This window comes from Rhizobium oryziradicis, assembly GCF_001939045.1.
GTDB lineage: Bacteria > Pseudomonadota > Alphaproteobacteria > Rhizobiales > Rhizobiaceae > Allorhizobium > Allorhizobium oryziradicis.
Window position 1 is genome coordinate 89,219 of sequence record NZ_MKIM01000020.1, and the last position, 19,159, is coordinate 108,377.

At 54.3% G+C, this 19,159-nt stretch carries 16 protein-coding genes; 10 read left to right on the forward strand and 6 right to left on the reverse strand.

The annotated features are described in order from the left end of the window. Positions 1-26: 26 nt before the first annotated feature. From BJF95_RS02255 to BJF95_RS02270, 4 genes are all read right to left on the reverse strand, one after another. Positions 27-947 (reverse strand): ABC transporter permease, encoded by a 921-nt coding sequence (locus BJF95_RS02255; RefSeq protein ID WP_075637818.1) that lies wholly within the window; start codon positions 945-947, stop codon positions 27-29. Next, entirely contained in the window at positions 940-1,950 is a 1,011-nt protein-coding gene (locus BJF95_RS02260) for an ABC transporter permease (protein ID WP_075637819.1), read from the reverse strand. Before BJF95_RS02260 ends, BJF95_RS02255 begins: the two co-directional genes overlap by 8 nt. A 316-nt stretch (positions 1,951-2,266) precedes the next feature. Beyond that, positions 2,267-3,976 (reverse strand): peptide ABC transporter substrate-binding protein, encoded by a 1,710-nt coding sequence (locus BJF95_RS02265; protein WP_075637820.1) that lies wholly within the window; start codon positions 3,974-3,976, stop codon positions 2,267-2,269. A 438-nt stretch (positions 3,977-4,414) separates the two neighbouring features. Then, the gene (locus BJF95_RS02270; protein WP_075637821.1) at positions 4,415-6,121 is read right to left on the reverse strand and encodes a peptide ABC transporter substrate-binding protein; all 1,707 of its coding nucleotides are present in this window, start codon (positions 6,119-6,121) and stop codon (positions 4,415-4,417) included. Between the two features lie 274 nt (positions 6,122-6,395). On the opposite strand from BJF95_RS02270, the gene BJF95_RS02275 reads away from it, so the two are divergent. The 5 genes from BJF95_RS02275 (at position 6,396) to BJF95_RS02300 (ending at position 12,982) form a co-directional block, all read left to right on the forward strand. After that, entirely contained in the window at positions 6,396-7,559 is a 1,164-nt protein-coding gene (locus BJF95_RS02275; protein WP_075637822.1) for a M20 aminoacylase family protein, read from the forward strand. 133 nt (positions 7,560-7,692) lie between these two features. Next, a complete protein-coding gene (locus tag BJF95_RS02280; RefSeq protein WP_075637823.1) occupies positions 7,693-9,525 on the forward strand; it encodes an ABC transporter ATP-binding protein in 1,833 nt (610 codons plus the stop codon). Between the two features lie 166 nt (positions 9,526-9,691). Then, positions 9,692-10,363: an exopolysaccharide biosynthesis protein gene (locus BJF95_RS02285; RefSeq protein ID WP_083638659.1), complete on the forward strand. Its 672-nt coding sequence runs from the start codon at positions 9,692-9,694 to the stop codon at positions 10,361-10,363. A gap of 504 nt (positions 10,364-10,867) precedes the next feature. Then, positions 10,868-12,175, forward strand: a complete 1,308-nt coding sequence (locus BJF95_RS02295; protein WP_075637825.1) for an SEL1-like repeat protein — start codon at positions 10,868-10,870, stop codon at positions 12,173-12,175. A 78-nt stretch (positions 12,176-12,253) separates the two neighbouring features. Then, complete coding sequence (locus BJF95_RS02300; protein WP_075637826.1) at positions 12,254-12,982, forward strand: sulfate transporter family protein; 729 nt, start codon at positions 12,254-12,256, stop codon at positions 12,980-12,982. Here the strand turns inward: BJF95_RS02300 and nth are convergent. Then, complete coding sequence (nth, locus tag BJF95_RS02305) at positions 12,959-13,708, reverse strand: endonuclease III (protein WP_075637827.1); 750 nt, start codon at positions 13,706-13,708, stop codon at positions 12,959-12,961. The two genes, BJF95_RS02300 and nth, sit on opposite strands and share 24 nt — an antisense overlap. Positions 13,709-13,745: 37 nt before the next feature. On the opposite strand from nth, the gene BJF95_RS02310 reads away from it, so the two are divergent. From BJF95_RS02310 to BJF95_RS02325, 4 genes are all read left to right on the forward strand, one after another. Continuing rightward, positions 13,746-14,228, forward strand: coding sequence for a DUF2244 domain-containing protein (locus tag BJF95_RS02310; protein WP_075637828.1), 483 nt, complete (start codon positions 13,746-13,748; stop codon positions 14,226-14,228). Between the two features lie 70 nt (positions 14,229-14,298). Next, positions 14,299-15,186, forward strand: coding sequence for a methylated-DNA--[protein]-cysteine S-methyltransferase (locus tag BJF95_RS02315; protein WP_075637934.1), 888 nt, complete (start codon positions 14,299-14,301; stop codon positions 15,184-15,186). 276 nt (positions 15,187-15,462) lie between these two features. Next, entirely contained in the window at positions 15,463-16,296 is an 834-nt protein-coding gene (locus tag BJF95_RS02320; RefSeq protein ID WP_075637829.1) for a macro domain-containing protein, read from the forward strand. A 66-nt stretch (positions 16,297-16,362) separates the two neighbouring features. After that, on the forward strand, positions 16,363-16,917 hold the full coding sequence (locus BJF95_RS02325) for a TIR domain-containing protein (protein ID WP_075637830.1): 555 nt from the start codon (positions 16,363-16,365) through the stop codon (positions 16,915-16,917). A 113-nt stretch (positions 16,918-17,030) separates the two neighbouring features. Here BJF95_RS02325 and BJF95_RS02330 read toward each other — a convergent pair whose 3' ends face one another. Continuing rightward, positions 17,031-18,008 (reverse strand): sugar-binding transcriptional regulator, encoded by a 978-nt coding sequence (locus BJF95_RS02330; RefSeq protein ID WP_075637831.1) that lies wholly within the window; start codon positions 18,006-18,008, stop codon positions 17,031-17,033. 193 nt (positions 18,009-18,201) lie between these two features. On the opposite strand from BJF95_RS02330, the gene tal reads away from it, so the two are divergent. Further along, positions 18,202-19,158, forward strand: a complete 957-nt coding sequence (tal, locus tag BJF95_RS02335; RefSeq protein WP_075637832.1) for a transaldolase — start codon at positions 18,202-18,204, stop codon at positions 19,156-19,158. Position 19,159 lies beyond the last annotated feature (1 nt).

Below are 19,159 nucleotides of genomic sequence, written 5' to 3' on the forward strand. Positions count from 1 at the left end.
CCCCGAAGGGCGCTTTGAGCTGTACTCTACCGCTTCAAAGAGCGCGGATCGAGTGCATCGCGAATGCCATCGCCAATATAATTGACGCTGAGCACGGTCAGCGAAATGGCAAGCCCCGGCCAGATGGCGCGAGCAGGGGTGATCTGCAAGAAGTTCACGCCATCATAGAGCAGGCGGCCCCAGGTGGGAAAGTCTGATGGAAAGCCAAGACCCAAGAAGCTGAGCGCAGACTCGGTGATGATCGCCGAGGCAATACCCAATGTGGCCGACACCATAACGGAGCTGAGCACGTTTGGCAGGATATGTTTGAGCAAGATGCGGTATTCGCGCATGCCGCTGGATTTGGCGGCCAGCACAAATTCCTGACTTTTGATGGTCAACACATCGCCGCGTACAATGCGGGCTGTGTGCATCCAGCTGGTGATGCCAATCACCACCACGATCAGCAGGAAAATACCGGTGTTGGGACCAAAGGCCGAGCGCAGCGTATCGCGAAACAGCATGGTGATGACCAAAAGCAAGGGCAGAATGGGCAGCGCCAGAAACAGATCGGTAATGCGCATCAAGATGCCATCAATGCCCTTGAAATAGCCTGCCAGCATGCCAACCACTGTGCCAACAACCAGCGCGATCAACATGGCGGTGATGCCAACGGCCAGCGAAATCTGCCCGCCAGCAAGCACTTGGGCAAACAGGTCATGGCCGAGATTGTCGGTGCCAAAGGGGTGAACCCAGGACGGTCCCTGGTTCTTGTCGCGGATATTCAGCTTGTTCGGATCAACCGTATGGATCAGCGGGCCGAGATAGACCGCAGCGACGATGAAAACAAACACAATCAGGCCGATAACACCGCCGGTGTGCCGCCGGAACTGACCCCAGAGCTGTGCAGCAAAAGACTGCGAGCGGGCAACAGGGGCGGCGGTTTCGAGTGTGGTTACATCAGTCATAGCGGATCCTCGGATCGAGAATGCCGTACAGCACGTCGGCAATAAGATTGAACAGCACGATCAACACGGCAAAGATAAAGGTCAGCGTTTGCACCAGCGGCAGGTCACCGCTCTGAATGGCGGTAATCAGCAATTGGCCGAGGCCGTTCACGCGGAAAATCTGCTCGGTGATGATGGCACCGGAGAAAATGGTGGGAACGCCCAGCGCAATCACGGTGATCACCGGAATCATGCTGTTGCGCAGCACATGCACCAAAAGCACGGTCTTTTCTTTCACGCCCTTGGCACGGGCCGTGCGCACATAGTCCTGATGCAGGTTATCCAGCATCGAGGCGCGTACAAACCTGCTGATTTGAGAGGTGTTATAGAGTGTCAGCACCAAGACAGGCAGGAACATCTGCTTGATTTGCAACACAAAAGAATTCCAGTCTGTCACGCGCAAACTGGTGTCATAAACAGAGGGAAACCAGTGCAGCGTGGAACTGAACACCACAATCAGCAACACCCCGGTGAAGAAGGTGGGCACCGAATAGCCGACCATCGAGATGAAGGTGCCGATCTGGTCAAAGAAGGAATATTGCTTGTAGGCCGAGATCACACCCAGCGGAATGGCCAGCATGACGCCAAACAGATAGGAAAGCCCGACAACCCAGAGCGTTTGCGGCATGCGCTGCACGATCAGGTCAACAACAGGACTGCGGGTGGTCCAAGACAACACGCGCAGGCGATTGCCATCGCCGATGGTCCAGCCGGTCATCTGTTGCAGAATGTTCAAAGGCTCATTGATGAAGAACTGATTGAGCCATTTAACAAACTGAATGTACATGGGCTGATCAAGGCCAAGTGCTGCCTTCATCTGCTCACGCACTTCCGGGGAAATGGTCAAGGGAAGTTCGCCAAGGGGATTGTTGGGTGCCATCGCCAAAAGGGCGAAAATGATGAAGCTGATGACCAGCAGGGTCGGGACTGCAAACATCAATCGCCGAAGTGTGTAGGTAAACATTTTTTTCCTGTCTCCGGTCGCGTCCCAAGCATCGGACCGAAAAGTGTTAAGCGGTTTTCGGTCTATCCGATGCGCCAAGCAAATCTATATCGGACCGAAAAGTGTTAAGCGGTTTGCGGCTGAACGAATGCGCCAAGCAAATCTGTATCAGACCGAAAAATGTTAAGCGGTTTTCGGCAGGGCGAATGCGTCAAGCAAATCTATCGGACCGCATGATTGGAGCAATCTTGAAGGCATTCACGATGGCGTGCGGCCCTCTTGATGTCCATGCAAGAAAAAGACTGGCCCTGCAACACTGCAGGGCCAGATCCGCCACTTATTTCTTGCGCGACCAGTCAGCGACGTTCCAAAGTTCGCTGTCCCAGCCGGTCATTTTGATGCCCTGAAGGGTGCTGGCGAAAGCCGAAGGCTGACCACGATAGACGATCGGGATTTGAACACCTTCGTCTGTCAGAATGTCGTTCAACTGCTTCACGATGGCGATGCGGTCTTCAAGCTTCGAGGTTGCAGACAGCTTCTGAGACAGCTTGTCGTAATCCGCATTGCAGAAACGTGGCATGTTTTCACCTTGCCAGCCATTCTGCGGTGTTGGGATCTTGTCGCAACGCCAGCCAGCCAGATAGGCTTCCGGATCGGTGCCGTCGAAGTTGTTGGTGTACATCTGCACGTCAGCATAGAACTTCTGGAATGTGTCCGGGCTGGCTGGATCGCCACCGAAGAACACCGAGGCTGCAATGTTGCGCAGCTCAACGCTCACACCAATCTGCGACCACATATCCTTCACCAGAGCCTGTGTGCCCTGACGAACAGAGTTGGTCGATGTCTGGTAAAGGAAGTTCAGCTTGACGCCATTCTTGGCGCGAATGCCGTCAGAGCCCTTTTTCCAGCCTGCTTCGTCGAGGAGCTTGTTGGCACCCTCGATGTCCTGCTTCAGGCACCAGCTGTCATTCTTGGTCGAAACATAGGCGTCCGGACCGGGAATGATATTGCATGTCGGCTTGCCTGCGAGGCCATAGCCAGCTTCAACAATCACATCGCGGTCGATTGCCATGGACAGCGCCTTGCGCACGGCTGGATCAGACAGGGCTGGATGCGGGCCAGCTTCCTTGGTGGAGCGCTTGTCGCCCAGCGATGGGTCTACGGCATAGTGGTTGAGGTCGATACGTTCAACCTGACTACCAAAGGCGGTGATGATCTTGCCCTTGCCGGCTGCTTCCATGGTGGCAAGCACTTCAGGTTCAACCTGCATATTCCAGGCGTAGTCATATTCGCCGGTTTCAAGAACCGCACGGGCTGCAGATAGCGCATCGCCGCCGCCCTTCAACGTGACAGACGCAAAGGCTGGCTTTGCTGCATCACGGTAGTTCTCATTGGCAACGAAGGTGACAACGTCGTTTGGCTTGAATTGCTTGACCTTGAACGGGCCTGTGCCGATCGGGCCAAAGTTGGCGGCCGTGCACTCAGGTGCCTTGGGGCCAAGGCAATCCTTGAACTGGGCTTTTTGAATGATCGGAGACTGCGAGCCAACGAAGGCTGTGTATGGGTAAGGCTTCGGCGCATCAAAGGTTACCTTGATGGTGTCTGCATCCACAGCTTCTACGTTTTTCACGCCTTCAAATTTTGATGCCTGGGCGCAACCGCCGCCGGGGGCTTTGCAATACTGCCAGGTGAAGATCACGTCTTCCGGGGTTACCGGTGTGCCGTCAGACCACTTGATGCCCTTTGAGAGCTTCCATGTGATGGTCGTGAGGTCAGCAGACACGCCACCGTTTTCAACGGTTGGAATAGTGTCAACCAGCTTGGGAATGATATTTCCCTTTTCGTCAAAGCCAGCCAGAGGCTCGATCACCATGGATGAGCTGTAGACTTCTTTGGTGCCGCCAGAAAGATAAGGATTAAGCGTCGAAACCGCCTGCCAGAACAGCATTTTCAATTCGCCATCGCTGCCGCGCTGGGCCATGGCAGGCGCGCTCGTCAACACGAGTGACGCGACAGACGCCGCCAAAATGAGCCTTACGTTACGCATATTATGGTATCCCCTTGTTTTGTATAACTGCTGAAGGGCGGGGTTTGCAGCTTTGCTGCTTCGCCATGGCCGCCCTGTTGTGCCCTGTCGTGTCTTGTGCCGGATCGGCGCAAAATTCAATTGTGTGTGATGCTCTCTCGCGCTCCCCCGGGCGCTCCGTGCGTGACATTTCCGTTGATATTTATTGGATTGCCCAAATTTTACGCTAACAAAGCACAAGGTTATTTTTTGTTCAAGAAGAAAATTTTTTGAGTGGTTAATGTTTGTCGCCGCTCTGCGCTCTGCGCATTTGCACGCGGCTTTCTCCTGGGTGTCAGTGCTCTGTCGTATACTGATAAATCATTGTTTTTGAATGAAAAAATAATGATTTATTTCTTCTTTTGTTTGAGGGTCGCAGCACACTCTTTGCTGCGACCTGTTTTAGCATGACGGCAGATGTTACTTGGCTCTGCTCCAGTCTGCAACATTCCACAACTGTGAATCCCATGGGTTGAGTTTGGCATCTTTCAACGTGTTGGAAATAGCCGAAGGTTCGCCGCGATTAACCAGCGGGATCACCAGTCCGTCATTGACAATCATGTCATTGAGCGTGCGGATGATGGCGGCCCGGTTATCAATGCCGGCGGTGGTGCGCAGTTTGTCCACCAAAGCGTCATAGTCCGGGTTGCAATAGCGCGCCGGGTTTTGACCCTGCCAGTTGTTTTGCGGGGTTGGGATTTTGTCGCATCTGAAGTCGGTCATGAATTTTTCAGGATCGGTGCTTTCAAAGCCGCTGGCGTACATTTCGGCGTCTGCGTAAAATTTCTGATAGGTGTCAGGGCTTGCCACATCGCCGCCGAAAAATACCGAGGCGCTCACATTGCGCAGTTCCACCTCGGCACCGATTTGCTGCCACATGTCCTTGACCAGCAATTGGGTGGTCTGGCGCACGGAATTGGTTGAGGTTTGGAACAGCAGCGAGAGTTTTACCCCGTTTTTAGCGCGAATACCATCTGCGCCGCGCTTCCAGCCAGCTTCATCCAACAAGGCATTGGCTTTGGGAATGTCCTGTTTCTCGCACCATGTCTTTGCGGTCGAGGCATAGATTTCGGGCGCTGGAATAATGTTGCAGGTGGGCGTGCCCGCCTTGCCGTAGCCAGCTTCAACAATCACATCGCGATCAATAGCCAGCGCCAGCGCGCGCCGAACATTGGGATCGGAGAGGGAGGGATGAGGCCCCGCCTCCTTGGTGGAGCGCTTGTCGCCCAGTGATGCGTCGACCGCATAAGGATTGAGCAGAATGCGCTCAACGGTCGAGCTGAAGGCGGAGGTCAGGGTGCCTTTGCCTTTTTGGGTCATGGCCTCCACAACTTCCGGCTCAATCACCGTGTTCCAGGCAAAGTCATATTCGCCGGTTTCCAGCACGGCCCTTGCAGCCGACAGCGCATCGCCGCCGCCCTTGAGAGTGACCGTGGCAAAGGCCGGCTTGGATGCATCACGATAATGGGGATTTGCCTTGAAATTGATGACATCGTTGGCCTTGAAATCGGTCACGACGAACGGCCCTGTGCCAATCGGGCCAAAATTGGCTGCCGTGCATTGCGCCGCCAAGGCTCCAAGGCAATCCTTAAATTGCGCGTGCTGCAAAACCGGGGCGAGGGCACCGACAAAGGCCGTGTAAGGATAAGGACGCGGCGTTGTAAAGGTGATTTTAACCGTGTGTGGATCGGGCGCGGTGATGGTGGAAATGCCATCAAACTTGGCGCGCTGTGCACAGCCACCGCCGGGTGCCATGCAATATTGCCAGGTGAAAATCACATCATCGGCCGTTACCGGGCTGCCATCCGACCATGTGACGTCCGGTTTCAGCTTCCATGTGATGGTGGTCATGTCTTTGGAAATGCCGCCATTGTCGATGGTGGGGATGTCGGTCACGAGCCGCGGTATCAGGTTGCCATTTTCATCAAAGCCCGCCAAAGGCTCGATCACCATGGATGCCGCATAGACTTCCTTGCTGCCGCCAGAAAGATAAGGGTTGAGGTTGGACACGGCCTGCCAGAACAGGATTTTCACATTGCCATCGGTGCCGCGAGCAGCCATGGTGGGCGTTGCGGCAAGAATGAGCGCTGTGGTGGAGGCTGCCGCAATGGCTTTCAGGTGTTTCATCGGTGTGGTCTTGCCCTGTTGTTGTTTGCCCTGGACCGGGTGGTGGTCCTGATTTTACGGAAATACTGCTATTGCGCGTGTCAAAATGTGCAGCTCAATCAACCCGTTGTGAGGACAGGTTGTCTCGTCATGGATGCCAATGCTTAAAAATTAAACCCCATGTGTTCAAGGCTATTTTTTGGTCAATTGATGAATTTCGAGCTTGCAAAACTCAATCGTTGATGAACAGTATGCCACCGAATATCGATGGGAACAGCATAAAAAGAGGTTATTCATGCCCATTTTGAACCGCGCCAGCGAATTGCAGGACGAAGTGACCGGTTGGCGTCGGCATTTGCACCAGAATCCTGAGCTTCTCTACGATGTGCATAACACCGCAGCATTTGTGACGGAAAAGCTGAAGGAATTCGGCTGCGACATCGTCGAAACCGGCATTGGCCGCACTGGCGTTGTCGGTATCATCAAAGGCAATCGCGGTGAGGGCAAAACCATTGGTATGCGCGCCGATATGGATGCGCTGCCGATCAATGAGATCACCGGCGCTGAATGGGCATCGAAAGTGCCGGGCAAAATGCATGCTTGCGGCCATGATGGCCATACGGCCATGCTGTTGGGCGCTGCCAAATATCTGGCTGAGACCCGCAATTTTGCCGGATCTGTTGCGGTGATTTTTCAGCCAGCGGAAGAAGGCGGTGGCGGCGGCCTTGCCATGGTGCAAGACGGCATGATGGACAAATTCGGCATTTCGCAAGTCTATGGCATGCACAATTCGCCGGGTATTCCGCTGGGCAATTTCTCCACCCGCAAGGGCTCGACCATGGCGGCCTCCGATACGTTCGAGATTGTCATCAAGGGCAAGGGCAGCCATGCGGCGGCTCCGCATTTGTCGGTCGATCCGGTTCTGGTGTCGGCGCATGTGATTCTGGCGCTGCAATCTATTGTGTCGCGCGGCACCGATCCACTGGAATCGCTGGTGATCTCGGTGACAACCACCCATGGCGGTGATGCTTACAATGTCATTCCAATGGATGTGACATTGACCGGCACCGTGCGCACGCTGCTGCCCGAAATTCGCGATTTTGCTGAAAAGCGCCTGAGCGAAGTGGCAACCGCAACGGCAAGCGCCCATGGAGCTGTGGCTGAAGTGTCTTACCACCGCGGCTATCCGGTGACCTTCAATCATGACAATGAGACGGATTTTGCCATCAATATTGCCAGGAAAATTTCGGGCGAAAATCGCGTTGAAACCAATGCAGCACCGAAAATGGGTGCGGAAGACTTTTCCTACATGTTGGAAAGCCGTCCCGGCGCTTTCATGTTCCTGGGCGTTGGCGATACGGCGGGGCTGCATCATCCGGCCTATGATTTTAATGATGAGGTCATTCCCTATGGTATCAGCTATTGGGTGACATTGGCTGAAACCGGCCTTGCGGCCTAGGGGCCGAAACCGGCCTTGCGGCCTGAGGGGTTAAAACAATCTTGCAGCAGGAGCATCCGGCTGCCACACTATAACGCTCCGGGACATGCCATGTGGTTGACCGGAGCGTCTCAATAAAGGGGAACACCAGCCGATGGCTGAAGACACAATGCAGGGGACGGCACCCGTTCTTTCGGTTCGCAATCTGACAACATCTTTTCGCATCGGCGATAGCTGGAAATCTGTTGTCCGGGACATGAGTTTTGATGTCGCGCCGCGCGAAACGGTGGCTATTGTGGGCGAGTCTGGCTCGGGCAAGAGTGTGACATCGCTGTCCATCATGCAATTGTTGCAGAAAAACTTCAGCCGCATTGAAGGCAGCATCAAGCTCAACGGCCGTGAGCTGCTGACGCTGGAGCCTGAGCAGATGCGGCAGGTGCGCGGCAATGAAGTGGCGATGATTTTTCAAGAGCCAATGACCAGCCTCAATCCGATCTTTCCGATTGGAAAGCAGATCTCTGAAGCCATTCTCTGCCATCAGAATGTTTCAAAAGCCGAGGCAAAGGCCGAGGTTTTGCGCCTGCTGGATAAAGTTCGCATCCCCAATGCCAAGGGCCGGTTTGACGAATTTCCGCACCAGTTTTCCGGCGGTATGCGCCAGCGTGTGATGATTGCCATGGCGCTGGCCGCCAAGCCGAAATTGCTGATTGCCGATGAGCCGACCACAGCGCTGGATGTGACTATTCAGGGCCAGATTCTTGATCTGATCAAGATGTTGCAGGATGAAGAGGGCATGTCGGTTCTGTTCATCACCCATGACATGGGTGTTGTGGCCGAGATTGCTGATCGCACATTGGTGATGCTGCGTGGCGAGATGGTGGAAAGCGGCACCACGGATGATATTTTCAACCGTGGCAAGCACCCTTATACCCGCGCACTTTTGTCGGCTGTGCCCAAGCTTGGCTCCATGAAGGGACATGATTGCCCGCTGCGTTTTCCGGTGATTGACATCAAGACCGGAGATACCATCACGGAAGAAGAGGAAGTGACCGATACGGTCGGCTCCAGCCGTCCTATTCTGGAGGTCAAGAACCTCACCACCCGGTTTGACATTCGCGCAGGCATTCTTGGCCGTAAAGCCGGTGCCGTTCATGCGGTGGAAAATGTCAGCTTCGATTTGCGCCCCGGCGAAACATTGTCGCTGGTTGGCGAATCCGGTTGCGGAAAATCCACCACGGGCCGCTCGATTACCCGCCTTGTGCAGCCCACCAGCGGCAGCATCGCGCTGGATGGCTACAATGTCATGGGGTTGGATAATGGTGATTTGCGCAGAATGCGCCGCACGATTCAGATGGTGTTTCAAGACCCGTTTGCCAGCCTTGACCCGCGCATGTCGGTGGGCGCTGCCGTGATGGAGCCTTACCTCGAACATAACCTCGGCACCAAGCAGCAGGCCCGCGAAAAAGCAGCCGATCTGCTGGATCGAGTTGGCTTGAGCGCGGATATGATGCGCCGCTATCCGCATGAGTTTTCCGGTGGTCAGCGCCAGCGTGTGGCCATCGCCCGCACCTTGATGCTGGACCCCAAGGTTATCGTGGCCGATGAAGCCGTCTCAGCGCTGGATGTGTCGATCAAGGCGCAGGTGTGTAATCTTTTGTTGGATTTGCAGCAGAGCTTCAATCTCGCCTATCTGTTTATCTCCCATGATATGGCCGTCGTCGAGCGGGTCAGCCATCGTGTGGCGGTGATGTATCTGGGCGAGATTGTTGAAATTGGTCCGCGTCAGGCCGTGTTTGAAAATCCGCAGCATCCTTATACCAAGAAGCTGATGGCAGCGGTGCCCGTGCCCGATCCGGCGCGTCGCCATATTGCCCGCAATATTTCCAGCGATGAGATCAAAAGTCCGGTGCGGCCCTTGGGTTTTGAGCCACCAAAGCGGGAGTATCGCGAAATTTCTGCCGGCCATCTGGTGCAGGTTTCCGAGTAAGAACCTATTGCAGTGCAACGTGTTATGAGCTGGCATCCTGATGAAGGCTGCCAGCTTTTCTTTTGTCAGACTTGTGAAAGTTTTGGCTTCATCATTGTAGTCTTGTGCTGGCCTTTCCATATCAGGGCCGGTGCAGTGCACTGCAACGATAAAGATTGGAGACGTGATGGTGGAGTCTGAAAGCAGCGCGGGTGAACAGCACGCAGGTCATAGCCATAAAGATCATGCCCATGCCGTTCACGCCAACCGGCTCTCGGAAATCCTCAATCACATTGCCAAGGATGACGCCCGTGAACGGGTCTCCGTTGCCGACCTGTTTACAGCCATGGGTGATCGCGCTTTTGGCGCGTTGATCCTGATTTTTGCCCTGCCCAATATTGTGCCCACGCCACCCGGCACCTCGGCCATCACCGGGGCACCTCTGGTGTTTTTGTGTTTTCAGCTGATGCTGGGAATGCAGCCGTGGTTGCCGAAATTTATCGCCAATCGCTCCATGAGCCATGGCGATTTCAAAGCGATTATCGCCCGGATCACACCCTGGCTGGCGCGTGGCGAACGCTTTTTGAAACCGCGATGGGAAGGTTTGGTGCGCCCCCCGGCTGAATATGGCCTGGGCTTGATGGCCTTTATTCTGGCAATCCTCTTGGCACTGCCCATCCCCTTGGGCAATATGTTGCCCGCTTTGGCGCTATCGCTGTTTGCATTTGCCTTGCTTGAGAAGGACGGCATCTATGCCCTTGCGGGCAGCGCTGTTTTTGTCATCTCTGTTGTCGTCGTTGGCGGCGTTGTACTCGCGCTTGCCAAAGCGGCGCTGTTGCTGCTTCACAGCTCCTTTTGAGGCTGAGATAACAGGCGGGTTTTGCGCTTTCAAATCGCAAACCCAAATCGCATCCCGATAAAAACGATTTTTTCTCCAGCATGGCGAAAGCTTGGGCTCCTAGGGTGGTTCCAAATGGAGCTGAGCGAGTGCGCGCGCTGGCTGCCATTTGGCATCGCCCTTGGTTTTTAGGCGATGAAGAACGCATTGTGTTTTTTGAATACTGGAGTTTGTCAGGGAGCGGTGGAAGCCGCTTTTGCCGCGCAGACAAACTGAAACATGAGAATAGAGAGGCCGTCTGGTGCGCGTTGAGCCTGCCAGAGTGTCGAGGCAGCAATGACGCCGACCGCATATTCCGCTTTTGCACCGTCCGCAGACCGGCAACGGCACGAGGACATTTCGAAACGATGAATCGGGTTTGGTGTTTGCGCCGGGAACGTCGAGGCCTCCTCCTTGCACCAGACCGCAATGGCCTGGCTTTTTGCAAGGAGAATTGTCGGTGATGAGGGAAGGAATGCGGTTATCATGACGTCATTGCTCAATTTTGTGCGGGGTTTTTCTGTCACGCGAGCCTATCATTTTGGCATGAAAAAGCTGGCCAATGGCCATATGCCCTTGGCGGCAGCCGCGCTGAAACGCGCTGCAAAGGGTGGCCATGTCGGTGCCTGCTATGAAATGGCGCGGCTGTATGAAATGGGCCGCGGGGTGATTTGCGATCTTGAGCAGGCCCGCCATCTGGCGCAATTTGCGGCCGACGCAGGCCATGTGCCCTCGATGTCGCTGGCCGCCAGACTGTTTTTGATCTCGCCGGAACGCCGCCATCCGACATCCCACAATGCCCCGATGGAATTGTTCTGCGAGCCGGAATTGGCCCGCCATTATGCCCTGCTGGCGCACCATCATGGCAATGTTGATGGCTCTGCTCTGGCGGGGTATCTGCTGGCCTCAGGCATTGGTGGTGATGTGGATGCCCAGACCGCTCTGACCTGCTATGAGCCAGCGGTAAAAGTTGGGCATGTGCGCGCCTTTCTGGGCATGGGCACGCTGTATGCTGGCGGCCATCTGGGCGTGGTGGATTATGCACGGGCGCTGCCGTATTTTAAATATGCGGCGGCGGCGAGCAACAATACGGCCCGTCACTATCTTGCTTTGCAGTTTCTCAAAGGCCTTGGCACGGATGTGGATGAGGAGCGGGCGCTGCGCTTGTTGAGTGCAGCGGCTGCCAAGGGCTACCGCGCCTCCATTGAAGAATTGGCGGCCTATTATCTGGACGAGGCCTATCCAGAGCGTGATCGCCTCCGTGGTATGCGCTGGCTTACAGCCTTGGGGCGCATGGGTGATCAAAAGGCATGCCGCGAGCTGGAGCGGCGCTACCGGAACGGCATTGATGTGCCGGTCAACGGCATTGAAGCCGTAACATGGCTTGAAAAAGCGGCATTGAAGGGTGATGTCGCAGCCCAGTTTCAAATGGCGGTGCTGGCAGCCACCGGCGGTGGTGAGGCAGAGCCGGACTATGCGCAGGCCAAACTGTGGTTTGAAATGGCCTCAGACAATGGCCACACCATTGCCATGGTCAATCTGGGACGCTTCCGCATGAAGGGCGTCGGCGGCCACATTGATCTGGAAGGCGCACGCGAGATCCTGGAGATTGCCGTGGAAGCTGGCGAAATGGCAGCCTATGCCGTTTTGGGCGAGTTCTATGCATTTTATGCCGAGCCAGCGGATATGATTGCTGCTCAGGACATTCTCATGCATGGCGTAGAGCGCGACGATCCCGTTTGCCGCAATCTTTTGTTGCAATTGCAAGACGAGCTGGCGACCAAAGTGGCCTGAACGGCCTTTGCCTGAAGATTTCCCCTTGCCGGTGGGCAAGGGCATTCCCACATCAGGTCCGATTTTATGGAGAGCCTGATGATACTTGATGCTGCGGCCTTGTCCTTTCGGAATTTGTTTGCGCCAGAAACGCGGTCGGTTTTCTGGAAAGTGTTAGGCCTGACCCTGGTGGTGCTGGCCGCCTTGTGGTTTGCCCTGCGCGAGGCATTTGTCTTCTATCTTTGGCCGTGGTTTGCGAGTTTCTTTCCAGCCATGCCCGATTGGGCCGGGTGGATGGTGTTTGTGATGGGGCTGTTTGCCAGCGTTGGGCTGGCCTTGGTGCTGGCGCTTTTGCTCGCACCAGTCACCGCCATTATTGCTGGTCTGTTTCTGGATGATGTGGCCGAGGTGGTGGAGCGGCGCGATTATCGCTCTGATCCGGCAGGCACGGCCATGCCAATCGGTGAAGCCCTTGTGCAATCGCTCCAGTTTTTTGGTATTGTCATTGTCGGCAATCTGATTGCCTTGATGCTTTTGTTTGTGCCGGGCATCAATATTGCCGCGTTTTTCTTGGTGAATGGCTATCTGCTGGGGCGGGAGTTTTTTGAATTCGCCGCCATGCGCTTCAGATCAAGGCGCGAAGCCATGGATTTTCGCCGTAAGCATTCAGGTACGGTGTTTCTTGCCGGGTTGGTGATTGCCGGTTTTCTGGCCATCCCGATATTAAACCTGCTCACACCTTTGTTTGCCGCAGGCTTCATGGTGCATATCCATAAAAAGCTATCGCAAAAAGATCCGCTGTTTTCAGCCGATGAGCTGCGGCGGTAACTCCACCAGCGGGGCGGGCACATCGCAGGTCTTTTCCGGCGATTTGCACAGATCAGCAAGCACGCAGTTTTCGCATTCGGGCCTGCGTGCCTTGCAACAGTAGCGCCCCAGCAAGATCAGCCAATGGTGGGCGTGAAAGAGATACTGCTTCGGGATAATCCGCATCAATATCTCTTCAATCTCATCCGGCGTTTTGCCCGGTGCAAGCTTGATGCGATTACCAATGCGCAAAATATGCGTGTCCACCGCCATGGTGGGAATGCCAAAGGCCATGGACATTACCACATTGGCGGTCTTGCGGCCCACGCCGGGCAGCGTCATCAGCTCTTCGCGGGTTTTGGGCACTTCACTGCCAAAATCATCAATCAGCCTCTGGCTGAGCAACATCACATTCTTGGCCTTGTTGCGATAAAGGCCAATGGTTTTGATGTAGTGCTGAATTTTCTCTTCGCCCAGCGCCACCATTTTTTCGGGCGTGTCGGCAATGGCAAACAGCGCGCGCGTGGCCTTGTTGACGCCTGCATCAGTGGCTTGTGCCGAAAGCGCCACGGCTACCACCAGCGTAAACGGATTGACGTGCTCCAGCTCGCCCTTCGGCTCCGGTCTTTGCACTGAAAGGCGACGAAACATCTCTTCCAGCTCGGCCTTGCTATAGGCGCTGCGGGTCGCCCGTTTGGTGGCGGGTTTTGAAATTGACTTTTTCAAACTTTGGCTGCTTGATTTCATGCTATCGTCACAAAAAGGTTTGTGGGAGGGGACGTTGATGAACGAGACTGCCGATCAACCGATTTTCGCTGCCGAACTCGTACCCTATCGCTCGCTTGGCCGAAAGGGCTTTCGCATCATGCTGATGCTTTCCGGCCTGATTTGCTTCGGCTACGGTGGTTTTTTCCTCGCCACCGGGGCGTGGCCGATTGGCTTTTTCTTCGGGCTGGATTTTCTGCTGCTCTATGGCGCGTTCCGCATGAATTACTATGCCGCCAAAGCGCGTGAGGAAGTCACGGTATCGCGCAGCGAAGTGATGGTTCGAAAATTCACCCCGGCTGGCAAAATGACAGAATTCCACTGGCATCCCTTCTGGGCGCGCTTCTTTGTGCGCCGCCATGAAGAATTCGGGATTCTATCCATGTCGGTCTACGGCCAAGGCCGCTCCACCGATATTGGCTCCTTTCTCAACCCCGATGATCGGGAAAGCTTTGCCAAAGCCTTTCGCGGCGCTTTGGCAACGGTCACGCGCCGCCTGTAAGGTATGGCAAGAAACGGGTGGCGCTTTTATCCAACCCATGGTCAAGCTGTTGCAAGAGAAGGGCATAACCATGACACTTGCAAACCATATTGATCTGACCACGGCACAGGATATTACGCCTGAGGGCAGCGATTACGAAACCGTGCGCCGGGTGATTGAAATGTTGACGCTGGATTACCGCGATCAGCCGCCGTTGGAGAGCATTGCGGAAAAGCTTGGCCAATCGCCCACCCAATTGCAAAAAACATTTACCCGCTGGGCGGGCCTCTCGCCCAAAGCCTTTTTGCAGGCGGTGACGCTGGACCACGCCAAACGCTTGCTGGGTCAGGAAGGTCTGCCGCTGCTGGAGGCATCGTTCGAGCTTGGTCTGTCGGGTCCGGGGCGGCTGCATGATTTGTTTGTCACCCACGAGGCCATGTCGCCGGGCGAATGGAAAGCAAAAGGCTGCGGCCTCACCATCCGCTACGGCTTTCACCCATCACCCTTTGGGCAGGCGCTGGTGATGGTCACAGATCGGGGACTGGCAGGCCTTGGCTTTTGCGATTTCGGCGAAGAACAGGCCTGTTATCAAGATATGGCAAGTCGCTGGCCCATGGCGCAATTTGTGGAAGATCACGCCGCCATCGCTCCCTATCTGCGCCGCATTTTCGATCCCGCCTGCTGGCAGGCGGAGCAGCCCTTGCGGGTGGTGCTGATTGGCACAGATTTTCAAGTGCGCGTGTGGCAAAACCTGCTGACCATCCCCATGGGCAAAGCCGTCACCTATTCCAATATTGCCCAAAAGATCGGCCAACCCACCGCCAGCCGCGCCGTGGGTGCCGCCGTGGGCCGCAACCCCATTTCCTTTGTGGTGCCGTGTCATCGCGCGTTGGGTAAGAGTGGGGCTTTGACGGGGTATCATTGGGGGCTGACGCGCAAGCGGGCGATGTTGGGCTGGGAAGCCGGGAAGGTGGGGTGATTGGTGGATGGGGTCGTGGTTAGTGGCTGGATGCTTTAGGCCCGATGCGGACTTTGCCGGTTCGAACGGAGCTTCTGGGGGCATCTGCATAATAGCAATTCGAAGTCGCAAAAGCATTATACGCTAAGCTTCATACTCAAACTTTATATGACTAAAACCCATCTACGGAACTCCGCTCTGTCCATGGGCAATGGGTAAGCTAAAATGCAACTAAGGCGTGACATCGAAATCAGAAGATAGTATTCACGATTCTCCACTACTAGGGGATGAGGCACGATGAAAGTTCGATTTCTTGACAAACGAGTGTTCAAGATTTTCCTTCAGATAACTTCTGTTATTAGCGCTGCGCTCTCAACTCTTCTTCTCTTTGTCGATATACATGATGATTTTAAAATATTGTCGCTAATTGTCTTTGCGGTTGTACTCTTAGGAGTATACATTGTGGTTTGGATTGGTTCGAACCGGCTTAACCACGTTGAAATTAATATCGATGGTACTAACGTGACGATAAAGGTTGGTGATATATTCACGGAGCCAGGCCTAAAAGCTATAGCGTTTAACGAGTACTTCGACACTCAAGTTGATAATCAGATCATTAGTGAAGCCTCTCTAAATGGAATATTTCTCAAATCTTATCTTGATATTTCCGTCGCGGATTTAGATAGGAAAATCGACGACTTTCGTTTTGAGCCGGACGAAATCATTGGCACTGACGATAGGCGGTTGACTGGAAAGTTGCGGAAGCACAGAATTGGTACAATCTTTATTCACAAGGATTACCTTTTAACTGCAATGTCAAAATTTGATGATAGCAACCGTGCGGTCCTAACTATGCCGGAATACTTGGAGTTTCTTATTCGGTTTTGGGATAGAGTAAATAAGGTATACGCGCAAAAGAGTGTCGTCACACCTATCTTTGGTTCAGGGATTACCCGTATCAAGGGGCACAAAAACATCAGCGACGAAGATTTACTGAAAATAATGCTATGGACATTCAGAATAAGTGAAATGAGATTTAAGTACCCTGCAAATTTATCTATAGTAATACATAAAGACAAAATCGATAAAATCAATCTACTTGATATTAAGTTGCTCGGAAACGGCGTATAAAAATCGTAATTTATCTAACAAATACAATTCGGCGCTGTTCGACTGATTTATGTAGGGGCATAAGGTATGGCAAATAGAACTGGAACTTATTTTGCGTTCGATGGTCTTGGACAAACAGACCCTGCAAAATCGGATTTTAGATATTACGCGACGGTGCAAGGCTGGAACGCAGCTGAACACATCGACTTTAAGTTTGTAAACAGCCATGAAAAAGCAAGTTCTGTTCGAGATACGAGCAAGTTAAGCACGCTTCAAGCTAGTATCCGGCAGCGGCTGGCTGGCTCGAAAAATATGGTCGTTATCATTTCAAAAGATACCCGCAAGACAGGGAGCTTACTTTCTTGGGAAATTGAAATGGCTGTCGATCATTACGAATTGCCTTTGATTGTTGCTTATGCGGGATATCAGTCGATCCTCGATCCAGCGGCTCTTTCGAGCCGGTGGCCAACTCCTCTTGAAAAACGTATTAATAGTGGTGCCGCGCAGGCGATTCACATTCCCTTTAAGAAGGAGGCAATGTTCGATGCGATTAAAAGGTTCACAGTGAACGGCGAAGCGATCAGTATGTCTTTGCAGTTTTATAATCGTGAGACACATGTCCAGTGGGGTTACATAAGTTAGCTTCTTGGGTTCGATTGATCCAAGTCCAGCCGTCGTCAGTTTGCAATTGCCTGCAGACAGTTCGAGGCAATAGCCGTAGCCCAGAGTGATGACCGAAAAGCGGCGATGCCCACTCACCCAACCAACCCCAGCATCTCCCGCGCCGCTGCTTCGTCGGTGATCAACGTATTACAGCCAATGCGCTTAATAGTCGCGCGGATGGCGGGGGCGCGGTGGGCACCGCCGGAGGCGATGACAATGTGTTTGGCTTTTTTCAGTGTGTCGAGATCGACGGACATCACCGTTTCATTGATCGGGTGATTGATGGTGCGCCCGTCGGCGTCGAGAAAGTTGAACATGGTGTCGCAGACGCAGCCGGCTTCGATCAGCTCTTCCAGCGTTTGACGCGAGATAAAGCCCTCAGACAGCGAGGTGGATTGCGGGCGAATGTCGCCGCAGGAGACTACGGCGAGATCGAGGTTTTCAGCCAGATCATAGATGGTTTTCAACCCGCATTGTTCGATCAATGCCCGTTTGGTGGCAATGGAATCCACCAGAAGCGGTGCCAAAAACATATAGCATTCGGCTCCCAACTGGCTTGCCAGCCGCCACGTATAGTCCAGCGGGTTGGTTTGGTGCACAGCAACAACGCCGCCCAGCAGGGAAACCACCTTGCAGTTTTCGCGCCGTGGCGGGCGAAAGCCGGCCAGCGATGCCGTCATGGTTCGGCCCCAGCCGACGCCGATGGTGGCATTGTCGGTGATCACTTCGGTGAGAAATTGGCCCAGCGCCAGGCCTACCGCGCGGGCAATGGAGGCAGCTTCCTGATCGCGCGGGGTAGGCACCACCACGGCCTCATCCAGCCCGTAAGCTTTTTCCAGTTTCACCGCCAGCTCGACGCAATCATCAATGCCGTCGGCAATCCAGATTTGCACCTCTGAGCGCTTCAACGCCTCATCCAACATGCGAATAACGGTGGAGCGGCTGATGCCGAGCTTTTCGGCCACGTCCTTTTGCGTCAGGCCCTGATTGTAATAAAGCCAAGCGGCGCGAAGCCGCTGCGATGAGGCTTCAGATTGGGTGCTTTGGCTATCGCGTCGCAGTCTGGCCACGGTGTCACTTCATCCTCGTTCGTGATGGTTCACTATCGCAACATGTGAAACATTTGTCAAATCGACAAGACAAATGTCTTGACTTCGCGCTAATAACTGCGGATATTTGGAACAAAGAGGAGGCAGTTTCGTTTGTTTTGCGAAACCAAATGCCCGATCAGCATTCACGCGAATGACCTGAAGGAATGAACGGATGACTTCGAAACTTGAACAACTTCGCGCCATGACCACCGTTGTTGCCGACACCGGCGATATCGAAGCGGTGGCGCGCATCAAGCCGGTGGATTGCACCACCAACCCCTCGATTGTTCTGAAAGCGCTTGGCACCGAGATGTTTGCCGATGCGTTTGACGAAGCGGTCAAGTGGGGCAAGGCGAAAGGCGGCGCATCGGAGGCCGTGACAGAGGCGGTTGCCGACCGTTTGGCGATTTCTGTGGGTGCGGCGCTGGCCAAACTGGTGCCCGGCCGGGTTTCGACCGAAGTGGATGCTGACCTTTCTTTTGACACACATGCTTCTCTGACCAAGGCGCGCTCAATCATTGCTCAGTACAAGGAACGTGGCATTGAAAAGGATCGCATCCTGATCAAGCTGGCCTCCACATGGGAAGGCATTCGCGCCGCCGAAGTGTTGCAGAAGGAGGGCATTGATTGCAATCTGACCCTGCTGTTTTCCAAGGCTCAGGCCGTTGCCTGCGCCGATGCCAAGGCATTTCTGATTTCGCCCTTCGTGGGCCGTATTCTCGACTGGTATAAAAAATCGACCGGCGAAAACTACACATCCGAGACCGATCCGGGCGTGGTTTCGGTGCGCTCGATCTACAATTATTACAAGGTCAATGGCATTGAGACCATTGTTATGGGAGCCTCTTTCCGCAACGCTGGCGAGATTGAAGCTCTGGCCGGTTGCGACCGCCTGACCATCAGCCCCGCGCTTTTGGACGAGCTGGATGCTGCCAAGGGGGATCTGCCGCGTATTCTGTCGCCATCCAAGACGACGCCTGATCCGCGCGTGACGCTGGATGAAAAGGCCTTCCGCTGGGCGATGAACGAAGACGCCATGGCAACGGAAAAGCTTGCTGAAGGCATTCGCGCTTTTGCCAAGGATCTTGGTACATTGCGTGGTCTGGTGGCCAAGAAGCTGGCTGCGTAAA